The 19,186-nt window shown below is 61.5% G+C and carries 23 protein-coding genes; 12 read left to right on the top strand and 11 right to left on the bottom strand.

Features of this window, described 5'->3' with window-relative positions:
- The 4 genes from QYH69_RS31275 to QYH69_RS31260 all read left to right on the top strand — a co-directional run.
- A partial coding sequence (locus QYH69_RS31275; RefSeq protein WP_308835544.1) for a porin occupies positions 1 to 682 on the top strand: 682 nt, incomplete at its 5' end.
- Positions 683 to 710: 28 nt separating this feature from the next.
- A complete protein-coding gene (locus tag QYH69_RS31270) occupies positions 711 to 851 on the top strand; it encodes a hypothetical protein (RefSeq protein ID WP_308835543.1) in 141 nt (46 codons plus the stop codon).
- Entirely contained in the window at positions 841 to 1,545 is a 705-nt protein-coding gene (locus tag QYH69_RS31265) for a substrate-binding domain-containing protein (RefSeq protein ID WP_308835542.1), read from the top strand. The genes QYH69_RS31270 and QYH69_RS31265 overlap by 11 nt, the downstream gene beginning before the upstream one ends.
- A 141-nt stretch (positions 1,546 to 1,686) precedes the next feature.
- Positions 1,687 to 2,265, top strand: coding sequence for a TetR/AcrR family transcriptional regulator (locus QYH69_RS31260; RefSeq protein WP_308835547.1), 579 nt, complete (start codon positions 1,687 to 1,689; stop codon positions 2,263 to 2,265).
- Between the two features lie 171 nt (positions 2,266 to 2,436).
- Here QYH69_RS31260 and QYH69_RS31255 read toward each other — a convergent pair whose 3' ends face one another.
- Positions 2,437 to 2,916: a VOC family protein gene (locus QYH69_RS31255; protein ID WP_308835541.1), complete on the bottom strand. Its 480-nt coding sequence runs from the start codon at positions 2,914 to 2,916 to the stop codon at positions 2,437 to 2,439.
- Positions 2,917 to 3,223: 307 nt separating this feature from the next.
- Between QYH69_RS31255 and QYH69_RS31250 the strand changes: the two genes are divergently transcribed.
- From QYH69_RS31250 to QYH69_RS31235, 4 genes are all read left to right on the top strand, one after another.
- Complete coding sequence (locus QYH69_RS31250; protein ID WP_308835540.1) at positions 3,224 to 4,771, top strand: Rieske 2Fe-2S domain-containing protein; 1,548 nt, start codon at positions 3,224 to 3,226, stop codon at positions 4,769 to 4,771.
- A gap of 11 nt (positions 4,772 to 4,782) precedes the next feature.
- Positions 4,783 to 5,793: a PDR/VanB family oxidoreductase gene (locus QYH69_RS31245; protein WP_308835539.1), complete on the top strand. Its 1,011-nt coding sequence runs from the start codon at positions 4,783 to 4,785 to the stop codon at positions 5,791 to 5,793.
- Between the two features lie 118 nt (positions 5,794 to 5,911).
- Positions 5,912 to 6,757 (top strand): class II aldolase/adducin family protein, encoded by an 846-nt coding sequence (locus QYH69_RS31240; RefSeq protein WP_308835538.1) that lies wholly within the window; start codon positions 5,912 to 5,914, stop codon positions 6,755 to 6,757.
- Between the two features lie 162 nt (positions 6,758 to 6,919).
- Complete coding sequence (locus QYH69_RS31235; protein ID WP_308835537.1) at positions 6,920 to 8,224, top strand: MFS transporter; 1,305 nt, start codon at positions 6,920 to 6,922, stop codon at positions 8,222 to 8,224.
- A gap of 78 nt (positions 8,225 to 8,302) precedes the next feature.
- Here QYH69_RS31235 and QYH69_RS31230 read toward each other — a convergent pair whose 3' ends face one another.
- Together QYH69_RS31230 and QYH69_RS31225 are read right to left on the bottom strand one after the other, a co-directional pair.
- Positions 8,303 to 8,995 carry a GntR family transcriptional regulator gene (locus QYH69_RS31230; RefSeq protein ID WP_308835536.1) on the bottom strand — a complete coding sequence of 231 codons (693 nt, stop codon included), beginning with the start codon at positions 8,993 to 8,995 and terminating at the stop codon, positions 8,303 to 8,305.
- A gap of 91 nt (positions 8,996 to 9,086) precedes the next feature.
- Positions 9,087 to 9,632: a hypothetical protein gene (locus tag QYH69_RS31225; RefSeq protein ID WP_308835535.1), complete on the bottom strand. Its 546-nt coding sequence runs from the start codon at positions 9,630 to 9,632 to the stop codon at positions 9,087 to 9,089.
- Positions 9,633 to 10,074: 442 nt separating this feature from the next.
- Here QYH69_RS31225 and QYH69_RS31220 point away from each other — a divergent pair, with 442 nt between their 5' ends.
- On the top strand, positions 10,075 to 10,995 hold the full coding sequence (locus tag QYH69_RS31220; RefSeq protein WP_308835534.1) for an AEC family transporter: 921 nt from the start codon (positions 10,075 to 10,077) through the stop codon (positions 10,993 to 10,995).
- 103 nt (positions 10,996 to 11,098) lie between these two features.
- Here the strand turns inward: QYH69_RS31220 and QYH69_RS31215 are convergent, their stop codons facing one another.
- The 3 genes from QYH69_RS31215 to QYH69_RS31205 all read right to left on the bottom strand — a co-directional run bounded on the left by QYH69_RS31215 (position 11,099) and on the right by QYH69_RS31205 (position 13,282).
- Positions 11,099 to 11,497: a DNA-binding protein gene (locus QYH69_RS31215; RefSeq protein WP_308835546.1), complete on the bottom strand. Its 399-nt coding sequence runs from the start codon at positions 11,495 to 11,497 to the stop codon at positions 11,099 to 11,101.
- A gap of 154 nt (positions 11,498 to 11,651) precedes the next feature.
- A complete protein-coding gene (locus tag QYH69_RS31210; protein WP_308835533.1) occupies positions 11,652 to 11,951 on the bottom strand; it encodes a hypothetical protein in 300 nt (99 codons plus the stop codon).
- A 446-nt stretch (positions 11,952 to 12,397) separates the two neighbouring features.
- On the bottom strand, positions 12,398 to 13,282 hold the full coding sequence (locus QYH69_RS31205) for a LysR family transcriptional regulator (RefSeq protein WP_308835532.1): 885 nt from the start codon (positions 13,280 to 13,282) through the stop codon (positions 12,398 to 12,400).
- 129 nt (positions 13,283 to 13,411) lie between these two features.
- On the opposite strand from QYH69_RS31205, the gene argC reads away from it, so the two are divergent.
- A complete protein-coding gene (gene argC / locus QYH69_RS31200) occupies positions 13,412 to 14,341 on the top strand; it encodes an N-acetyl-gamma-glutamyl-phosphate reductase (RefSeq protein ID WP_308835531.1) in 930 nt (309 codons plus the stop codon).
- Between the two features lie 79 nt (positions 14,342 to 14,420).
- Here the strand turns inward: argC and QYH69_RS31195 are convergent, their stop codons facing one another.
- Positions 14,421 to 15,218: a hypothetical protein gene (locus QYH69_RS31195; protein WP_308835530.1), complete on the bottom strand. Its 798-nt coding sequence runs from the start codon at positions 15,216 to 15,218 to the stop codon at positions 14,421 to 14,423.
- Between the two features lie 601 nt (positions 15,219 to 15,819).
- Positions 15,820 to 16,491: a TetR/AcrR family transcriptional regulator C-terminal domain-containing protein gene (locus QYH69_RS31190; RefSeq protein WP_308835529.1), complete on the bottom strand. Its 672-nt coding sequence runs from the start codon at positions 16,489 to 16,491 to the stop codon at positions 15,820 to 15,822.
- Positions 16,492 to 16,516: 25 nt separating this feature from the next.
- Here QYH69_RS31190 and QYH69_RS31185 point away from each other — a divergent pair, with 25 nt between their 5' ends.
- Both QYH69_RS31185 and QYH69_RS31180 read left to right on the top strand, forming a co-directional pair.
- Positions 16,517 to 17,131, top strand: a complete 615-nt coding sequence (locus tag QYH69_RS31185; RefSeq protein WP_308835528.1) for a peroxiredoxin-like family protein — start codon at positions 16,517 to 16,519, stop codon at positions 17,129 to 17,131.
- 140 nt (positions 17,132 to 17,271) lie between these two features.
- A complete protein-coding gene (locus QYH69_RS31180) occupies positions 17,272 to 17,466 on the top strand; it encodes a hypothetical protein (RefSeq protein WP_308835527.1) in 195 nt (64 codons plus the stop codon).
- Here QYH69_RS31180 and QYH69_RS31175 read toward each other — a convergent pair.
- From QYH69_RS31175 to QYH69_RS31165, 3 genes are all read right to left on the bottom strand, one after another.
- The gene (locus QYH69_RS31175) at positions 17,463 to 17,726 is read right to left on the bottom strand and encodes a hypothetical protein (RefSeq protein WP_308835526.1); all 264 of its coding nucleotides are present in this window, start codon (positions 17,724 to 17,726) and stop codon (positions 17,463 to 17,465) included. The two genes, QYH69_RS31180 and QYH69_RS31175, sit on opposite strands and share 4 nt — an antisense overlap.
- A 178-nt stretch (positions 17,727 to 17,904) precedes the next feature.
- Positions 17,905 to 18,312: a VOC family protein gene (locus QYH69_RS31170; RefSeq protein WP_308835525.1), complete on the bottom strand. Its 408-nt coding sequence runs from the start codon at positions 18,310 to 18,312 to the stop codon at positions 17,905 to 17,907.
- A gap of 195 nt (positions 18,313 to 18,507) precedes the next feature.
- Complete coding sequence (locus QYH69_RS31165) at positions 18,508 to 19,122, bottom strand: TetR/AcrR family transcriptional regulator (RefSeq protein ID WP_308835524.1); 615 nt, start codon at positions 19,120 to 19,122, stop codon at positions 18,508 to 18,510.
- Positions 19,123 to 19,186: the final 64 nt, after the last annotated feature.

Below are 19,186 nucleotides of genomic sequence, written 5' to 3'. Positions count from 1 at the left end.
CCAAGCGGTCTTAGGAAGACAAAACATTCTACCAACTCCTTGGCTCACAGAACGACATGGCTACGATCCGACTTTGGTGTTCTCGCCGCTGATCGTGCAGTCGTATACGGCAACCTTCGGGAACACGGAAATCGGCGATACCGTCTGGCGCAACGCCGTGGAATACGTGTCGCCGAACTTCCACGGACTGACGGGAGCGGTCATCTATGGCGTGAGCGATACGGCCGGGCATCAAGGGCATGACAACCTGGGCCTGCACCTCACCTACATCCACGGACCGATGACGGCCGTCTTCTCCGCGCAGCGCGTGCGCTCGTCGGTCCTCGCGCCGGTGGTGGCGCCGCAGAATCTCTACCTTGCCGGGGCTGCCTACGACTTCGGCGTCGTCAAGCTGTATGGCGCCGCGCAGATGACGAGCAACAACGAGGCGGAAACGGGATCGCATACCTACGAGCTCGGCTTCAGGGTGCCCATCAACTCGGTGAACGACATCCGTGCCGAATGGGCGCGCACGAAGCACAGCGCCCCGCGCGACGCAGACAGCGTGCGCAACACGGGCACCATCGCTTACGACTACATCCTGTCCAAGCGGACTTACGTCTACGCCTTGTACTCCTACGACAAGCTCACGGCGAATCCATCGGGAAGCACATTCGGCGTGGGCATGCAGCACACCTTCTAGTTCACGTTATCAGCGAGGAAGCCCTCTCATGACCATCGACGTTCACGGCCCCTGCTCGACCGCGCTCGACGCGCCGGAAGCACGGCGCAACAAGCCGACGCACCCCATGCACCCGCTGCGCCCAATGCGCACACCGAACGTAACGGGAGGGGTGCGCCATGTCGGCTGAGCCTGTCTTGACCGGCATTTCGTCGATGGCGACGCGCGGCTTGCTCGCGGACCTGGCGGCGCTATATGAACGACAGACGCGGCAGCGAGTCGCGATCGAATCCGTGGGCGGCGTCGAAGCGGCAAAGCGTGTGGAGAGCGGAGAGGCGTTCGACGTCGTCGTGCTTGCATCGGATGCGATGGCCCGTCTCGCGGATGCAGGTCATATTGCGCGCGATAGCCTCGTCGATGTGGTGCGCTCGTCGATTGCCGTTGCTGTCAAAGACGGCACCGCGGCACCCGACATCAGCAGCGAGTCGGCTTTGCGCGAGGCGATCCTGCGTGCGAAAACGATAGGCTATTCGACCGGGCCGAGCGGCGCACATGTGCTGAAGCTGCTCGAACGCTGGGGCATCGCGCCTCGCGAGCCGCGTGTCGTCCAGGCGAAGCCCGGCGTGCCGGTCGGCTCGCTGATTGCGGATGGCAACGTCGAGATCGGCTTTCAGCAATTGAGCGAACTCATGCACGTAGAAGGCATCGCCATGCTCGGAACGCTGCCATCATCGATTGCCTCGGTGACGGTGTTCAGTGCGGCCATCACGACTACTTGCCCGAATCGCGATGTCGCCGCAGCGTTTCTCGCGTTCATCGCCTCGGACCAGGCGGCAAGCCTCGCGCGGCGTCACGGAATGGAATCGGTTTCGGCCAAACCCTGAGCGCAGCGCGCGCGGCACTCGGTTGCGGCCTTCCATCGTCGTGGCGGCACCGTACAAAGGGAGAGATTCTTCTGTCTATCGTTTGTTAGGTACGACGCCAAAAGCTATAATACGATTCGTCTACACCTTTTGGGCGAGTCCGTGAAGAATCGAGCAGACGTGAGTTCAAGCGACAGGATTTTGGCCGCCGCAAGGCAGATCGCGCAGGCGCACGGTTACGGCGGGTTGAATCTCCGTACTCTTGCGGAAGAGGTGGGTATCAAGGCCGCGAGCCTTTATCATCATTTTCCGAGCAAGGCCGAGCTTGCGGCGGCAGTTGCCAGACGTTACTGGGAGGACACGGCCGCGTCGCTGGAAGCGCTATCGGCCGAGGTGCACGACCCCGTCGAGCGCCTGCGCAGATACCCGGACGAGACGTTCCGCAAGTCGCTCGAAAACGGCAATCGCATGTGTCTCGCGAGCTTCATGACGGCCGAGTACGACGATCTGCCCGACGTGGTAAAGAAAGAAGTTCAAACCTTTGCCGACGTGAACATCGCATGGCTCGGAAAAACCTTGTCGGGAGCGGGCATCGTCGGTCCGAGAGAGGCGAAGAAGCGAGCCCGCTCCATCTTCTCGGCAGTCGTCGGCGCTCAATTGATGGCGCGCGGCCGTTCGGATGTCGCGCTCTTCGATGCGTTGATCGAAGGCTACCGGGCAACTGGGCTCTTGCCCAAGTGAAATCATTTATTTATTCGGGCAACTGAACGGCTACGGAGCCGACGGCAAGCACGGCGTCGAAACAGATCCGCACTACACTATCGAAGAAACGCAAGGTCGCCGATGCCTGCTCGACGACGTGAGCGACCTTGGCGTGCAGACGGCCTGAACGCAGTAACCCTCGGAATCCGCTCAACCACGTCGAGCCGCTTCGATCGCGGCGATGTCGATCTTTCCCATCTGCATCATCGCTTCGAACGCGCGCTTCGCGGCCGCTCGATCGGGGTCGGCAATCGCGGCCATCAATGCGAGTGGCGTGATCTGCCACGACAGTCCCCATTTGTCCTTGCACCAGCCGCATGCGCTTTCCTGCCCGCCGTTTCCGACAATCGCGCTCCATAAGCGATCCGTTTCGGCCTGGTCGTCGGTCGCAACCTGAAACGAGAACGCCTCGGTTTGCCTGAATGCCGAGCCTCCGTTCAGGCCGATACACGGAATGCCCATCACGGTGAACTCGACCATCAGGACATCGCCCTCTTTTCCCGCGGGAAAGTTGCCAGGCGCGCGATGAACGGCTCCTACCGCGGTATCCGGGAAGGTCGCGGCGTAGAACGTCGCGGCCTCCAGCGCGGCGCCGTCGTACCAGAGACAGATCGTGTTTTTGCTGGCCATTCCGGTTCTCCTGAAGTGGACGGATACGCGTACAAGTGTACACAGCGCAACGATCCATGACGCGAACAGCAAGCGCATTTCGATTTTTGTCGTCGACCTGTAAGTCCTTTCCGCACATCGCCACGCTCCCATCCCCGTTCGAAACACCCGAGACCGACCTCCGGAAACGGCGACCCAAGCGTTAACCCTAGCAAGACAACGATGCCATCAATCTCTATTCTTTGTATACAGAGTTCAGAACACGAAACTCGGAGTTCGACACTGGCATACAGCCTGTCGCGCATCCCCTCAATCATCGGAGAAGGACATGAGCGTCAAATCGGAAAAAATGGACGAGCAGAAGCACACGGGCGGAGGCTCCTCGACCGTTGCGAAAAAACTGATTCCTTACGGCGGGTATTACACGAACAAGGTGCCCGACCACGATCCCGAACTGACCGAAACCGGTCCAGGAACGCCGATGGGCGAGTTCATGCGCCGCTTCTGGCATCCGGTGTGCATGTCGATCGAACTCACCGATACGCCGCGGTTTCTGAAGATCCTCAATGAAGAACTCGTCGCATTCCGCGACAGGAGCGGCCGTGTGGGCGTGCTGCACGCCCACTGTGTGCACCGCGGCGCATCGCTTGAATACGGCGCCATCCAGGAGCACGGCATCATGTGCTGCTATCACGGCATGGTGTTCGACGTCGACGGCACATGTCTGCATGTTCCATTTCCCAAAGGCGAAGAAAAGGAAGCCGAAAAATTCGCCTGCTCGATCCGTCAAGGTGCCTATAAGGCGATCGAGCGAAACGGCCTCGTGTTCGCGTATATGGGACCGCCGGAGGAAGAGCCGCCGTTCCCCGAGTGGGAAAGCGATTTCACGGTGATGGAAGGCGACGAACTCGTTGCGTATAGCAATTTCCAGCACTGCAACTGGCTGCAGGTGCAGGACAACGCTGCCGATAATTACCACCCGACTGCCTTGCATGCCGGCAAGAACGTTGTAGACGGTCACTATCAGGGCACCACGTTCGACGAAGTGGGCGCGGCGTCGATGGAAGTGGCGCCGGACATGAATTTCGTGCCCGTGCAAGGCGGCCGCAGCCTTGCCTGCGCCGGCGCCCGGCGGGTCGACAAGGACAAGCTTTTCGTTCGTGTCCAGCATCAGGTCCTGCCGAACCTGAGCTTGCACGCATACACCTCCGAAGACGGCTCGAAAAAGAAGCTGTTCAGCCGTTTCCACATCATTCGCTGGACGGTGCCGGTCGACGACGAGAACAGCAAGATGATCGGCTGGCGCGTCATGGGCCCGGGCATCGATACGCGGGGCGTCGGCAACAAGGCGCTGGTGGGCTACGAGACCATCGACTTCCTCGAGGGTCAAGTGGCGATGCGTCGTCCGGAACGGTTCGGCAAATACAAGCTGGAAGATCTGCCGCCCATTCCGTCGAACCATCGCGAGCGCGCCAACTACAAGGACGCGCAATACGCGCCGGGCGACTACGAAGCGATCATCAGTCAGCGGCCGATCGCCGTTCATGCGCTCGAGCACCCGACACGGTTCGACGCAGGCCTCTATCAGTTCCGCAAGATGCTGCGCGACGCCGTGCGCGGCACCAATGCCGCCGCGTCCGCCCAAGGTTTTGCCGAATGGTTCCGTGAGCTGGGCGGTTCGCCCAACAGCTATTGCTCGGGCAATGTCTTCGAAGTCGCGGAAGGAGAAACGGTCGAGGAGGAAGTCGCCCGGCGCCGCAAGGTGCTCCGATCGGTCGTGGCGATCCTCACCGAGAGCGAACCGTTGAAGGGTAAGGAGCGCGCCGAGTTTGTGCGTGGCAGGTTCGATGAACTCGAACAGTCGATGAAGCGCTAGTGGAGATCGCGATGGAAACCTCGCTGGAAGCAGAAGAGGCCATTCAGGATACCGACGCCGGCACGCTCGAGGTTCGTGTGAAGCAGGTGCGGTACGAAGGCAACGGTATCAATTCGTACGAGTTCACGAGCCCGTCCGGCGAGAAGTTGCCGCCTTTCGAAGCGGGCTCGCACATCGATATCCACCTGAAGAACGGCGCGATCCGTCAATACTCGCTGTGCAATTCGCCTGCCGAGCGCAACCGCTACGTCATCGCAGTGCTCAAGGATGAAGCGGGCCGCGGCGGATCGCGCGCGATGCACGACGACGTGGCCGCAGGGGATATCGTTACCATCAGCCGGCCGCGCAATCACTTCGCGCTCGACGGCAACGCGAAGCGGGTCATCCTGATCGCCGGCGGCATTGGCGTGACGCCACTGAAGGCAATGGCTCACGAGCTCGACACGCATCACGTCGAGTTCGAGATGCACTACTGCGCGCGCAATCGCGAAGCGGCCGCATTCAGCGACGAATTTTCCGCCATGGAACGCGATGGCAGGTTGCACTACCACTTCGACGACGGCGACAAGCGCAAGCAGCTCGACATCATGAAGCTGCTGGCGCAGCCGGCGCCGGGCACACACGTCTATTACTGCGGCCCCTCGGGCTTCATGAAGGCCTGCGCCGATGCAGCCAGTCACTGGCCGAAGGGAACCGTGCATTTCGAGCATTTCAAAGCGCCTGACCAACCGAAGCGCACACCGGCGAGCGCGGAGTCCGCGGACGGCTGCGACGTGACCATCGCCAGCACCGGCCAGGTCGTCCATCTGAGCGCGGGCCAAAGCCTTGCCGACGCGCTCGACGCAGCGGGCGTCGACGTTCCGACCTCCTGCTGTGCGGGCCTGTGTGCGACCTGCAAGGTTCGCTATCTCGAAGGAGAAGTCGAACACAACGACTTCATCCTCAGCGACGAGGAGCGGCGCGACTACCTCACGGCCTGTGTATCGAGACCGGTAAGCAGCACGCTGGTCCTGGATCTGTAACCGCCGCCGACACAACCTGCTCCCTGCAAAGCGTCGTGACGCGCTGGATCAGCCGAGGCGCGCTGGCAGACCGTTCGAAAACCCGATGTTCCCATTCAATGCGCAGGAGGACTTGCATATGTCTACAGCACTCGCAGAACCCCAAACCGAATCGATCGTGAAGCCTGGCAAGGTTTCGATCTATCAACCCGACCAGGAAGGCCTGATCTTTCCGGAACTGCCGCAGTTCACCTCAGCAGAGGCGCACCGTCGGCATCTGAAGGAACGCCTTGTTGCGGCCTGCCGCGCGTTTGCCATCCACGGTTTCGACTATGGCTTCGCCGGTCACCTGACCGTCCGCGATCCGGACAACCCGGGCCTCTACTGGACGAACCCGATGTGCGTGCATTTCGATCAGGTCAAGGTGTCGAACCTCATTTGCGCGGACCACAAAGGTAACGTGGTCGAAGGCAGGCACGCGATCAATCGCGCGGGCTTCGTGCTGCACGCCGCCGTGCATGAGCAGCATCCCGATATCGTCGCGATGTGCCACGCCCATACGATCTACGGCACCGCGTTCGCGTCGCTCGGCAAACCGCTTGCGCCGATTTCGCAGGACGCCGCGGCGTTCTACGAAGACCACGTCGTGATCGGCGACGAGGCCGGCAAGGTCGCGGTCGAGGTCAAAGGCGGCAACAAGGTCGCGAACGCATTTGCCGGGGTAAAGGCGGCCATCCATCAGAACCACGGTCTGTTGACGGCTAGCCGCCACAGCATCGACGCCGCCGCATTCTGGTTCATCGCGCTGGAGCGCTGCTGCCAGCAGCAACTGATGATCGAGGCCACCGGCATCACGCCGACCGAAGTCACGCCGGAGCGCGCACGCTACAGCCGCGAACACGTCGGCAGCGAATACATCGGCTGGCTGCATTTCCAGACCATCTGGAACGACCTTGTCGCGACCCAGCCGGACATGTTCGACTGAGCACCGGGTCCGACTCGCCTGCCGCGGTGACTGAACGGGCGCCGCGGCAGGCCACCGGCAAGGTCATCAAGCAGTTCAATAAGCAGACCAACAAGGGCGGACATAAAACATCGCAACACCAACCAGCCAGCCACTCAACAGAAGGCCCCCAGGAGACAACCGATGAGTTCCCATAGTCCGGCCGTATATCTTGAGGAAAGCGAATCGTCCGCGTTTGCCAAGGCAGCGTGGCGGCTCATTCCCTTTCTATTTCTCTGCTATCTCTCCGCGTACCTCGATCGAATCAATGTCGCGTTCGCCAAGCTGCAGATGCTCGGCGATCTGGGCTTCAGCGAGGCGGTGTATGGATTCGGTGCAAGCGTCTTTTTCGTCGGGTATCTGCTTTTCGAAATTCCGAGCAATCTGATTCTTTTGCGCGTAGGCCCACGCCGGTGGATTGCCCGCATCATGGTGACATGGGGTGTGATCTCGGTCGGCATGATGTTCGTGAAAACACCGACGACGTTTTACGTGATGCGCTTCCTGCTAGGCCTTGCGGAAGCCGGCTTCTTTCCTGCCATCGTCCTCTACCTGACTTACTGGTTTCCCGCGTCGCGCCGCTCGAAGATGACCGCTCTCTTCATGACAGGCATTCCGATGTCCGGTGTGATCGGCGGGCCGCTGTCCGGCTGGCTGATGACCTCCCTTGCCGACGTTCACGGGCTCGCCGGCTGGCAGTGGCTCTTTCTGCTGGAGGGATTGCCGACTGTCGTGTTGGGCGTGATGGCCTACCTGTACCTCGACGACAAGGTGCAGAACGCGACGTGGCTGACCGACGCGCAGAAAGCGGTCATCGAGCGCAAGCTGGAAGACGAGAGACCGGCAGACATGCTGCACTCGGTCAAGGACGGCCTGCTGAATCCGAAGATACTTCTCGTCAGCGGAATCTACTTCTTCTACACGATGGGGCTGTACGGTGTGAGTTTCTGGCTGCCGACACTGATCAAGTCGAGCGGCGTCTCGGATACGCTTCACGTCGGTCTGCTGACGTCGATTCCGTATGCGGTCGGCGCAGTCGCGATGGTACTCGTCAGTCAGAGCTCGGATCGCACCGGCGAACGGCGCTGGCATCTGATCGTGCCCGGCCTCACGGGAGCAGCAGGGCTTGCACTGAGCGTGTGGTTTTCGCATTCGACCGTGCTCGCCATGATCGCGCTGACGATCGGGACGATGGGCGTGATGACGACCATTTCACAGTTCTGGGTGCTTCCGCCCGCGTTCCTTGGAGGCGCAGCGGCCGCTGCGGGCCTTGCCTTTGCGAATTCAGTCGGCAGCATTTCCGGCGTGGTCAGCCCATCGCTGATCGGGGTCGTCAAGCAAGCAACCGGTTCCGCGGGTGCGGGCGTGCTCGCCCTATCGGCGAGTCTGCTGATCGCGGGTCTGCTTGTTCTGTTGGTGCCGCCGACGCTGGTCAACCGCCGACGCTAGCGCGCACATAAACGCCGCTGCTGCGATCCGCCGCAGCAGCGGCGTTTTCCGCTAGCGCCGACAGCAAGACCCGAATCGCTACCGGGCTCGACGTTCGAGCGCGCTCGGGTCGGGCAATGCCTTGCTCATGTTCTCGACGAGATTCTTGCGCGCGAATTCCGTGTGCTGAAGGCTCAGTTTCGCCGCGAGTTCCTCATCGCCTTGCGCGATGGCATCGGCGATCGCCGCATGTTCGTCCCAGACGCTCTTGCGTTGACCGATCACCTGATGGACAGCGCCCATCACGCGTCGCAAATGCATCCAGTGAAGGCGCGCGGATTCCGCGATCAGCGGGTTGCCGGAGGCTGCATAGATAGCCGTATGGAACGCCATGTCGGCCTCGATCATGGCGCGAATGTCATTGCCCTTCGAAACTTTGCGGCCCGTCGCGACCAGCGATTTGTCGATCTTGATCTTCTTGCGGGCGGCAAGGCGCGCAGCAAGGCTGTCAAGCGCGCCGCGAAACTCGTACAGGTGACTGACACGCGCCGCGTCGAGCGGCGTGACCTGAAGGCCACGCCCCGGTGCGTCTTCGACCAGTCCGTCCTTCTTCAGTAGACGAAACGCTTGCAGAACGGGCGAGCGCGACACGGACAGCTGCTCAGCAATCTCTTCCTGGACAATCCGGGTTCCGGGCGCTATCGAGCCCTCGCTGATCGCATCAAGCAGGACCCGATAGACCTCGTCGACATAGTCGGTGCGCGACTGTATTTTAAGAAGGTTGGCTGCCATGACTGGGAGAAGCTGTGGATACTGAATACTATCAGCTTACCAGCATTACCTGACACGTCCGCGAGAACGGGGATGCGAAGCGGTGGATGGCTCAGGCCTTTTCCAGAAGGCTCGCGATCCAGACCGGAACATCGGCCTGCATTACGGAAAACAGCCGATTCGATTCGGAGATATCCATCGCAAAGGCACTCTGAAGCGCCTCGCGTCCGCGCTTTGCGTCCCTATCGTTGCCTGCCTGCACGAAGATGGCGGCAGACACCGCTCGATAACGTTTTGCCGCGGCTATTGCGAGCGCTGTGTCGTCCCTGAGCTGCCTGGCTGTGCTATTTCGCGCGTCGCGAACCGCAATCGACACGAGACCGCCCACACTGCTGGCAAGCACCCAACCCGAAGACGGAGCGCGTGCGCCGCTCGACCTGTGCGGGACACCAATAAGACCGACGATATCCTTGAACTGCGCGTGATGTTCAAGCACTTCGCGCGCGCCGGCAGGAATGCCACTGCCATTCATCCACGCGTCGAGCGCAGCAGGGGCGCGCTCGCGATCGCCAAATGAAAACCCTGTTTCGCCGAGCGTGAACCGCTCTGGATCATGCTCACTTGCCGGGTGCGCTATCAGAAAGTCCGGCTCTTTCATCTCGTCTCCATGTTGTATCGCGCGGCGGGCGTCGCGAACCCGGCACCGGAAAAAACGCGTGCGCACGCCGAATTCTGAACTCCGTATACAGAGAGAGTAAAAGGTGGCGTAAGCCGGGACTATCAGTAGAAACACCGACGCGCCTCGCGTGCCGATGCGCTGCGTCCCGTACAGCGACGGTGCGTTAGCGCGCCTTCAGAGCAGACGCTTTTCGAAACAGTGATACGCACAGGGCTGTGCTTTGAAGCATCGACCTCAGCGTATCCCGATTGCCGGAATCGTGAAATCGACTCGCGTAGAGATCGCTTTGTTTCTGGGCGAATGACGCGCATTAACGTTTGCCCGAGCCTCAACGACTTTGCCGAGGCTTTCGCGGATAATGGCGCTCATTCACGGGCAGGCATGAGCGGGCTTGCGCATTCGATCGTCACCGGGGGTCGTTATGCATCTCGCCGGCACCATACTTCCGATCTTCGCGATTATCCTGGCGGGATGGCTGGCTGGCGTCTGCGGATATGTATCGCGCGATCTCGCCGCGCCGCTGATGCGCTTCGCCTACTACGTCGCGATGCCGGCGTTGGTATTTCTGACGATCGCCGACGAAACGCTTCACTCGCTGCTCGACTGGCGCTTCGTTGCGGCGTTCGGCGGCGGCTCGATGCTTTGCTTCGCGGCCGTGATGCTGTTCGAGCGGATCGCGCGCGGCGCCAGCGTGCGGACCAGCGCGATACTTGCCGCCGCGGTTTCGATGACCAACACGGGTTTCGTCGCCCTGCCGATACTGAAGGCGTTGTTCGGCCAGCCTGGTGTGCTTGCGGCGGCGATCGCGACGATATTTGTCGGCGCCATCCTGTTTCCTGTGCTCGTCGTGCTCCTCGAAACCGATCGCAGCGACGCGGCGGGCAACCTGCGCGGAGCGGCACTGATCCGGCAGATCGCCACCAACCCCGTCATCCTTGCGACGGTTTGCGCGGTGATCTGGTCGATGATTGGCGCAACCTTGCCGGGACCCGTCGCGTCGTTGCTCGCGATTCTGGGCGAAGCGTTGACGCCCTGCGCGCTTTTCTCGGTCGGACTCGATCTCACGCTACGCGAACTGCGCGAACGGCTGGGACTCTATGCGTTGCTAACCGCGCTCAAGCTCGCGATCGTGCCGCTCGTCGTGTATGTGCTGTGCCGCGCCGCGCAACTCGACCACATGGCCACCGTTGCCGCCGTCGTATGCGCGGCTGTACCGACCGCGAAAAGCGCTTATGTGCTGGCGGTCGAATACGACGTCGAAAAGGCTGTTGTAAGCGGCGTCATCTCGATGACCACTTTGTTCTCGGTCGTCACGCTGCTCGCCTGGCTTCACATTCTCTAGCGACCGCTTCCCTGCCTCGTGCAAGCGGCGGCGATGTTGCCAGTACGCGCCTACCGTCATACGAGCCGCGTTTCTTGCGGCCCGATCGCCACCCTATCCGTATTCACGATCCGCTCTGGATCACGAGCTCCATAAAGCCGGTCGACGGGTCGAGTTTCCTTGCAAAGCGATAATCGGGAAGCAGCGCGAGCAAGAGTTCGGCTGTCGTGCGAACCGTGCATCCGTTTGCCACATGACCGCCGAACACCTGACCTCGTGCATCGGCCACCGACATATGCAGATGCGCGCCGTCGGGAGATACCGATCCGGCTAACGACACGATCTCGAGGTCGCCCGTTAACGCAGTTGGCGCCTCGGCACCGGCAAATCGCAATTGAGCGACCGCGAGACTCCCGATGCCCTGGACGACATAAGCCGCGAAGACCGCTTGCTGACGCAGCGCGTCTTCGACGGCGGCACGCACATCGTTGCCGGGAAAGAGACGCAAAGGATGGAGCTGCATACTCATTTCACATCCCGATGGAGCTCGAACAAATGTGGTCCGCATCGCAATGATCCATATCGTACCGGTTCGATGAAACAGGCGACAAATAAAGCAAAGGACCGCTGCCCATACGGACAGCGGTCCTTCACAGGCCCTCGAAACGCGATTGTCGTTATTTGACCGGCGACGCGGTGCTTGGCGTCGCCAGCGTATTGTTGACCCCGTAAGCGGTGCTGTTGACCGCCGAACTCGTATTCGCGCTCTTCGGCGCGCCCGCGTTCGACGACCCGGCGCTCGTGCCGCTGTCCGAATTGCCGGCGCCGGGCGTACCGTAGCCATTCGTCGCATTGGCCGCAGCGGCGACAGGCGACACGACGCTCGGGGTTGCCAGCGTGTTGTTCTGGGCATTAGCGCCGCCCGACAGCGCGAGAGCGGCACCGGCCGCGATGAATGTGCTGATTGCCTTGTTCAAGGTTCGTCTCCGTGATTGGGCTGGAATATTGACGCAGCCGATCGCCATTCGCTTGTCCGCGGATCGGGCAATCACTAGCCGCACTCGCCGCTCACGATTCCGGCGTCGGCACCAACTATACGAAAACGTCGCGTGACAGAAGTCGACGCAAGCGAACTCATGCAATAAGCACGCGTAATTGAATTGCGCGAGAGGTCGCTATAACCGTTGGCTGCAGCAAGTTGACTGATCGATTCCGGGGCATGCAAAACACCTGATGGATCGATTTTCTTAAGTACTTGCTGCAGTATAGGTCAAGCGGCAAAGACGTGCTGGCGGTGACGCACAGGTATCGAAGCTCAACTACCCATATGGTGGGAAAAGCGGCGACAAATTCGGTGAACGGAGAGTGTCGCCGGAAGCATGTGCTATTGCCTCGACCAAACCGAACGGGCAGTCGGATAGGCCTAAGTCAATCGCAAGCCCCACACCACATCCAGCACGTGCTGCGTCGCCCGCTCGACATATCCCGCGCGATGGGCAATGCCAAGCCGCCGCCACAAGGCAGGGCGCAGCGGACGCATGACGATGCGCGGGTCCGGTAACGGCGTAGTGGCTTCATGCGGCAACAGCGCTGCGCCGTATCCGGCCGCCACCAGGCTCTTGATCGCATCGTTGTAATTGAGCTGGATGCGCGGCACAGGATGGTGCCCCGCGGACGCAAACCACTCGGCGGTCAAACGCGAAAGACGCGTCGTCGCGTCATTGAGAATAAGAGGTTGGGCGGCAAGCCATTCAGGCGTGGCGCGGGCCGGACACCGCCAATGCGCCGGCACGAAAGCCATCACGGGGTCGCGGCGCCAGGGCTTGATCACAAGTCCGGCAACGGGCGGCTGAGGCAGTGCGACGAGCCCGACATCGAGCGTTCCGCCCACGAGCCGGGACAGCGTTTCCTGTGAAGTAAGGACCGCAACCTGAATGTCGATCGCGGGATGATCCTGGCGCAGTGCCTCCAGCGCTTGCGGCAACAGGTGCGCGATTGCGCCAGTCGACGCACCGAGCCGCACGCGCCCTTCGAGCCCTTGCACCTGGCGTTGAATATCGTCCAACGCCTGCTCCGCATCGGCGAGCAACCGGCGCGCGCGCTCGATCAGCAGCTCGCCTATCGCCGACGGCCTGACATCCCCGCGCTTGCGCGACAGCAGCGGCGCCCCAATGCGGTCTTCCAGTTCAGCGATGTGAAGGCTGACCGTCGGCGCCGCCAGATTCAATGCCCGCGCCGCACCGGCAAACGAGCCACGGTCGGCAATCGCAACCAGCGTGCGCAGGCGGTCAAGGCTGATCTCTCGCATAAGCGTCCAAATTCAGAAAATTTGAATGTCGAAGTCAGGAAATTCAACTTTCCCTATTCTAGCGGCGCGCGGAATATGGAGGTCCACTTTTGCTTGCTAGCGACTCACCGTCACCGGATATCTGCGCGTATGAGTTCCCCTATTGTTTTCATCGACGGCGACCAGGGCACGACCGGGTTGCAGATTCACGAACGGCTACGCAACAGGACCGACCTCAGGCTCGTCACGCTTCCCGCTGCCGAGCGCAAAGACGCGCGGCGGCGCGCGCAGGCGATCAACGCCTGCGACATCGCGATCCTTTGTTTGCCCGATGCCGCCGCGCGCGAAGCAGTCAACGCCATTGTTAACCCTGACGTCAGAGTGATCGACGCAAGTTCCGCTCACCGCACTGCGCCGGACTGGATATACGGCTTTCCGGAAATGACACCGGGACAGGCCGAGCGCATTGCGAACGCGCATCGCGTCACCAATCCCGGTTGCTATCCGACCGGCGCGGTTGGCTTGTTGCGGCCGCTGATGCAAGCTGGCCTCATACCGGACGACTACCCGATCAGTATTCATGCGGTGTCCGGCTATTCCGGCCGCGGGCGTGCCGGCGTGGAGGAACACGAGAGCCCGGGCGCCGTCAACGCGCCCGCATACCAGGTGTATGGTCTGGAACTCGCGCACAAACACACCCCGGAGATTCAGCGGCACATCGGGCTCGCGCAACGCCCCATTTTCGTCCCTGCGTATGGGGCGTTTCGGCAGGGCATTGTGCTGACGGTGCCGCTCGCGTTGCGCCTGCTGGCGCGCGAGGTGGATGGCACCACGTTACACGCGTGCCTCGCGCGTCACTATGCCGATGCGGCGCATGTGCATGTGTTGCCGCTAAACGAATCGCGCGACCTGAAGTATCTGGATCCGCAAGTGCTAAACGGTACGAACGACATGCGCCTGAGCGTATTTCCTGATATGAAACACGAGCAGGTCCTGCTGGCCGCGGTCTTTGACAATCTTGGCAAAGGCGCATCCGGCGCCGCGGTTCAGAATCTTGACCTGATGCTTTCGCGGCAGTAGTGGCAGATGGCCTGAGCTAACACTCGCGCGCGTCGCTATGCCGACAGTCGTTGCCGATCGGTCGAGGCCGTCGCATGTTTCATGCGGGCGGTTCTGATCCCTTCTCCACGGCAAAACGCGGTTGTGCCGCAGCGAGCGGCTCATCGGTCGTGGCGACGAGCCACAGACGCGCGTGCTCGACGATCTGGCGGTTATGGTCCTTCAACGGGCCCAGCGCGGTGGCCGCCTTCCAGACCACCGGACCGATTCGGCTGCTTCTGCCCGACGATGCGCCGACGAGCAGGCAGTACGGCCCGAGCGGAAGCGATACAAACGGAAGCGCCGGACTGGCGCGCACACGCCAGTCGATGAAGGGCGCTTCACTGATAAGCAGCGGCGCGGACAAGCCGTAAAGCACACTGAAATCGTAGAGCGCCAGTTGTTCCCGCATGCCGACGTAGCTGCGCCGAATGTCCTCGACAACCGCTGCCTGGATCTCGTCGTCGAACATGGGCTCCTGCGAATAGCGGGCAAATGCCTCTCGAGCCTCCCGTTGATATGCGCTGAACAGGCCGAGTTCCAGACAGTCCTGCACGGCGCGCTGAACCTCGGCTACCGAACCGGCGTCCTCCGGCTTGCCCATCTGTGCCGCGCGCAGAAACCGGGCGAGCCCTGCTTCCTGGATCGCCGGTGCGCGGGCAGACACGTCGGCGTCGTTGCGTTCCTTATCGAGGGGCACGTAGATGTATTCTTCGGCCGCGAAACGCGATTTCTTCCCTTCATCAAACTTGATTTCGCCATCGACGCAGTCGAGATATCGCGTGCCGATTCGACCATGCTCCCAGATCCAGTTTTTAAGGAGCGGACGAAGCGGGTGCAGTTTGTCTTGATCGGTCATGAGGACCTCCTGGTGCATCAGTATAGTTCCGGGCCGTCGATTGGTCTGAGGCGTTCACAACGCCACGATGAGGCACGATGGCCGATGGCGGAAGAAACTGATCGATCTGGCGAGGCAGAGGACCGTGGACTATGTTTATAAAGAACGGAATATAGCCGAGCCCCTTCTGCTCGCGCAAATTTAGCGCCTTGTCGATTGAGAAGCTCAAACTTGCCGGTTTGTAACCGAACGAGGCCGAAATGCAGCGAATCACGTCCAGGTATGCGCTTGGTTTGATGGCCCTGATGTCGCTCGGGATCTTTCCGCAGTGTGTTCCGGCACAGTCGGAGTGCGCTGCGGCGAACCAGAACGACGATCAGATATGCAGTGTCAGTTGTCCGATCGGACAGACCGCTTCCTGCAAGGCGGGAATAGGTTCCAGTGCTCCAAAATGCGTGTGTTCCGGCACCGGTGCGTCACCCGGTCCTGCTGATAACGGGTATGGCGACGCCACTGCGTCGCGAAGCGATGGGCGTTGAGGGAAAAGCGGATCGCGTTTTCGCGGGGTAATAGTGTCCAGCGGCAGCGACGCCTCGATCGCCGATGTGAGCTAAAGACAGGCTCACTTCTCCTCAAGCACACTCGCCAGGCCACGCAACAGGATTTCGGTTCCTCTTCGAAACTCTTCGTCAGGCGTGACCCGTCGCGCAACGCGTGCCGTTGCCGACAGCAGCGGGTATTCACCGTGCGATGCATCGGCCATTGCGTCGGTGCCCCGTCCGTCGAGCGGAGCCACGTATTGCGCCTGCAGCGCGCCACTGAGGTAGCTGACCAGGGTACGCAACGCGATAACGCGCTGTCTGCCCGTGAATCCACCTTCGGTCAGCCTATGCAGGAACGCTTCCGCGCATCGCTTCACCGCCTGGGAATCATGGCGGTGAAGCAGGAGCAACGGCACGACCGACGGATGCGCTCCCACCGCATCACGAATTCTTTCCATGAGCCGGGCGATCTGCCGATCCCACGATAGACGTTGCCCCGTTTCCGTCTCGACACTCGCCAGCACCTCGTCGACCACGAGCCTTTCCATGGCCTCGCGATCCTCGACGTAGCGATACAGCGACATGGCGCCCACGCCTAGTTCCGCCGCGACGGTACGCATCGAAAGTGCCGGCAGACCGTCACGGTCGACGACGCGAAGGGCCGCTTCAGCGAGGTCGGAGTGCGTCAGAGAACGTGAACGTGGCATGGATTGAATGGTGAAATTGCGTGTCGTTGCGACGTAAGCGTACACTGTACTCTTACAGGGGAAAAAAGTCATGAACACGTTACGTACACGTCCAGGGTTCGAACCCGGCCAGCTCGTCGAAAGCCGGCAGCTTTCCGCGCTCGACGGCATGGTGGCATTGCCCGACCCGACCCGGTTGATTCATCTGCAATTCCGGCGTTTTGCCGGTTGCCCCGTCTGCGATCTTCACTTGCACTCGATCGCGAAACGTCATGACGAGATTGTGTCCGCCGGCATTCGGGAGGTGGCTGTGTTCCACACGGCCGCCAACGGCTTGCGGCCATTTACAGCAGAATTGCCGTTCGCAATCGTCGCCGATCCGGACAAAGCGTTATACGCGGCGTTCGGCGTCGAGTCGTCGCCGCGTGCACTGTTGGACCCTCGGGCATGGCTTCCGATACTGCGCGGCGTGACGCGCAGTATGGGCAGGCTTGCGCGCGGCAGGCAGCCTGTGACGTCTTTTCATCCGGAAGGCGGCAAGCTCGGCCTACCCGCCGATTTCCTCATCGGTACGGATGGGCGAATTCTCGCCTGCAAGTATGGAAAGCATATTTACGATCAGTGGTCCGTCGACGATCTGCTGTCCCATGCCCGCCATTGCCGAATCGACGGTCCGGGACCTATCAGGCCCGCTCGGCTTCCATAGTCTCGCTCTGCCCTCGGTCACCGGCTAATTTTCTGCTCATCCTCGCGGCTGACAATCAGGTCATGTCATGCGAGCAGTGTGTTGCGATGTAACCCGTCCAGTGCGGCTCGCGTGCCTTCCAACTCGCTTTGGAGACAATCATGGCCGGCATCGCAAAACTTCTCGCAATCCTGTCCCCTGTATTCCGCTTTGTTGCACCTTCGGCAGGAACTGCGCCAGACGACACGGCGCAAGTTCGTCACGAGACAAATGTCGATGATGCGAACCGCTTGCGCGCGTTCGAGATAGAGCGGATCCGCTGCAATCCCGCCAGTCTGCTTCCACCGCGTTTCTAGACTGCGGCTCGCCGCGAGTCGGGTCGGGTCGGGTCGGGTCGGGTCGGGTCGGGTCGGGTCGGGTCGCGCCGCGGTACGCGCGACGGCTGCCCTATGAAACTCGCTGCGGGCTGTACGCGCGCCGGCAGTCCCCACTGCTGCGGCTCGAACTGATCGAGCGACCCGAGCACGGCATGCGCATGCGCAAGGCGCGCGGCGCTCATCGCCGGATCCGGCACGGCAATGACATGCATCGGCACGATCGGCCTGATGCCGCTCAAGGCCGCGCAATATTTCGCCGAACACGGGCTTCTCAAGGTGCTGCCGTTGAAGATCGATAAGGGTGGGGAAACAGCGCGCTTCGGCGAAAGCGTGGCGACCGAAACGCGCCTGCGTCACGGCAATCCCGGCTCGCGGCAATGTCCGACGCGTCCACCGCCCCCAACCGGGTGTTTTCCTTCAACTACGGAAAGCGTCGCGATACTCGGGCGCGGCATCCGCTCGCGTATTCAGCTCGAACATCACGCCACCGGGCGCCCGGCAGAAAAAGCGCGAACCGCGGCCATTGTTGAACACTTCGGTCTCCATCTCGACGCCGTCCGCCTTGAAGCGTTCGTACAGCTCGCAAACAGCGCCGAGGTCAGGCAGTTCGAACCCCGCATGGAACGCCCTCGGCCACGCCGGAACATCGTGACTGCTAGCGTCGATCACCACATCGAAACCGGGACGCTTGAGTATGTAGGACCCCTCCAAGGTGCCCGAAACGGTGAAGCCCAGGTATTGCTCGAAGAACTGCGCGGTAGCGGCCGCGTCGGCCGACGGAAAGCTCAGATGGTTGAGCTTCATGTTTTGGGTCAGATCGTTCATCGTCGTCTCTCTTTCAATGACTGCGGGCACTGCCGCCCGACGACGTCAGAATAAAAGCAAAAGCTCACATTCAACAACTCGCATTACGATCGCTTCACCGTGTGCCGTAAAGCCCGCGTGTTGCGTGCGTTCCGGACCGCCAGGCACGGCCGGGCCCGCCGCGATTGCTCGCATTCCGTCCGCTCGCGGTGAACGTCAGCCGGCCCTCCCGACCCTCGACAAATAGCCGAAAGCAGCCGCGCGCGCGCGCTGTTCGAGGCTCGCGAGGTCGCGCTCTCCGCGCGCGCCGGCCGAGTCCGTCAAAGCCTGAATCATCGCGAGCAGATCCGCTGCCGCCACCTCAGGATGCTCGAGTCGCGGCGCCGCACGTTTGACGATGGCGACAACCAACGCTTCGAACTCCCCTTTTTCGATTTCGCCGCGCAATGCAGGGCTGCTCTCCTGCACGTCGAGCAGCTTCGCCAGCATCGGCCGCCGTAGCTGCTGACGCACCGACGCGCCGATCAGATACTCGAGCGCGGCCTTGCCGCTGCGTTGAGCGAGCGCGTCTGCCGCATCGTCGTAGAACCGCTTTGTTTCGCGCCGGATCAGCGCGACCGTCAGCGCGTCCTTGCCGGGAAAGTATTGGTACAACGACCCTATGCTGACGCCCGCGCGCCGGGCGATCGCGTTCGTGTTGAAGCCACCGAGCCCGCTCGTTTCGAGAACCTGTGCAGCGGCTTCGATGATCGATTCCACGGTTTCCTCCGCGCGCGCCTGGCTAGGCTGCTTGCGCGGGCGCGTGTGAGCAGGTCGGGAAGAGTGCGCCATGTGTAGTCTTTCGTTTCGGGTAGCCGTGCCGGCGAACGTGCGCCTCGTTCTCGCGAAGCGTGGC

The organism is Paraburkholderia sp. SARCC-3016 (assembly GCF_031119615.1).
GTDB lineage: Bacteria > Pseudomonadota > Gammaproteobacteria > Burkholderiales > Burkholderiaceae > Paraburkholderia.
Note: the sequence above shows the minus strand (reverse complement) of the source record. Positions and strands in the feature narration are given on the sequence as shown.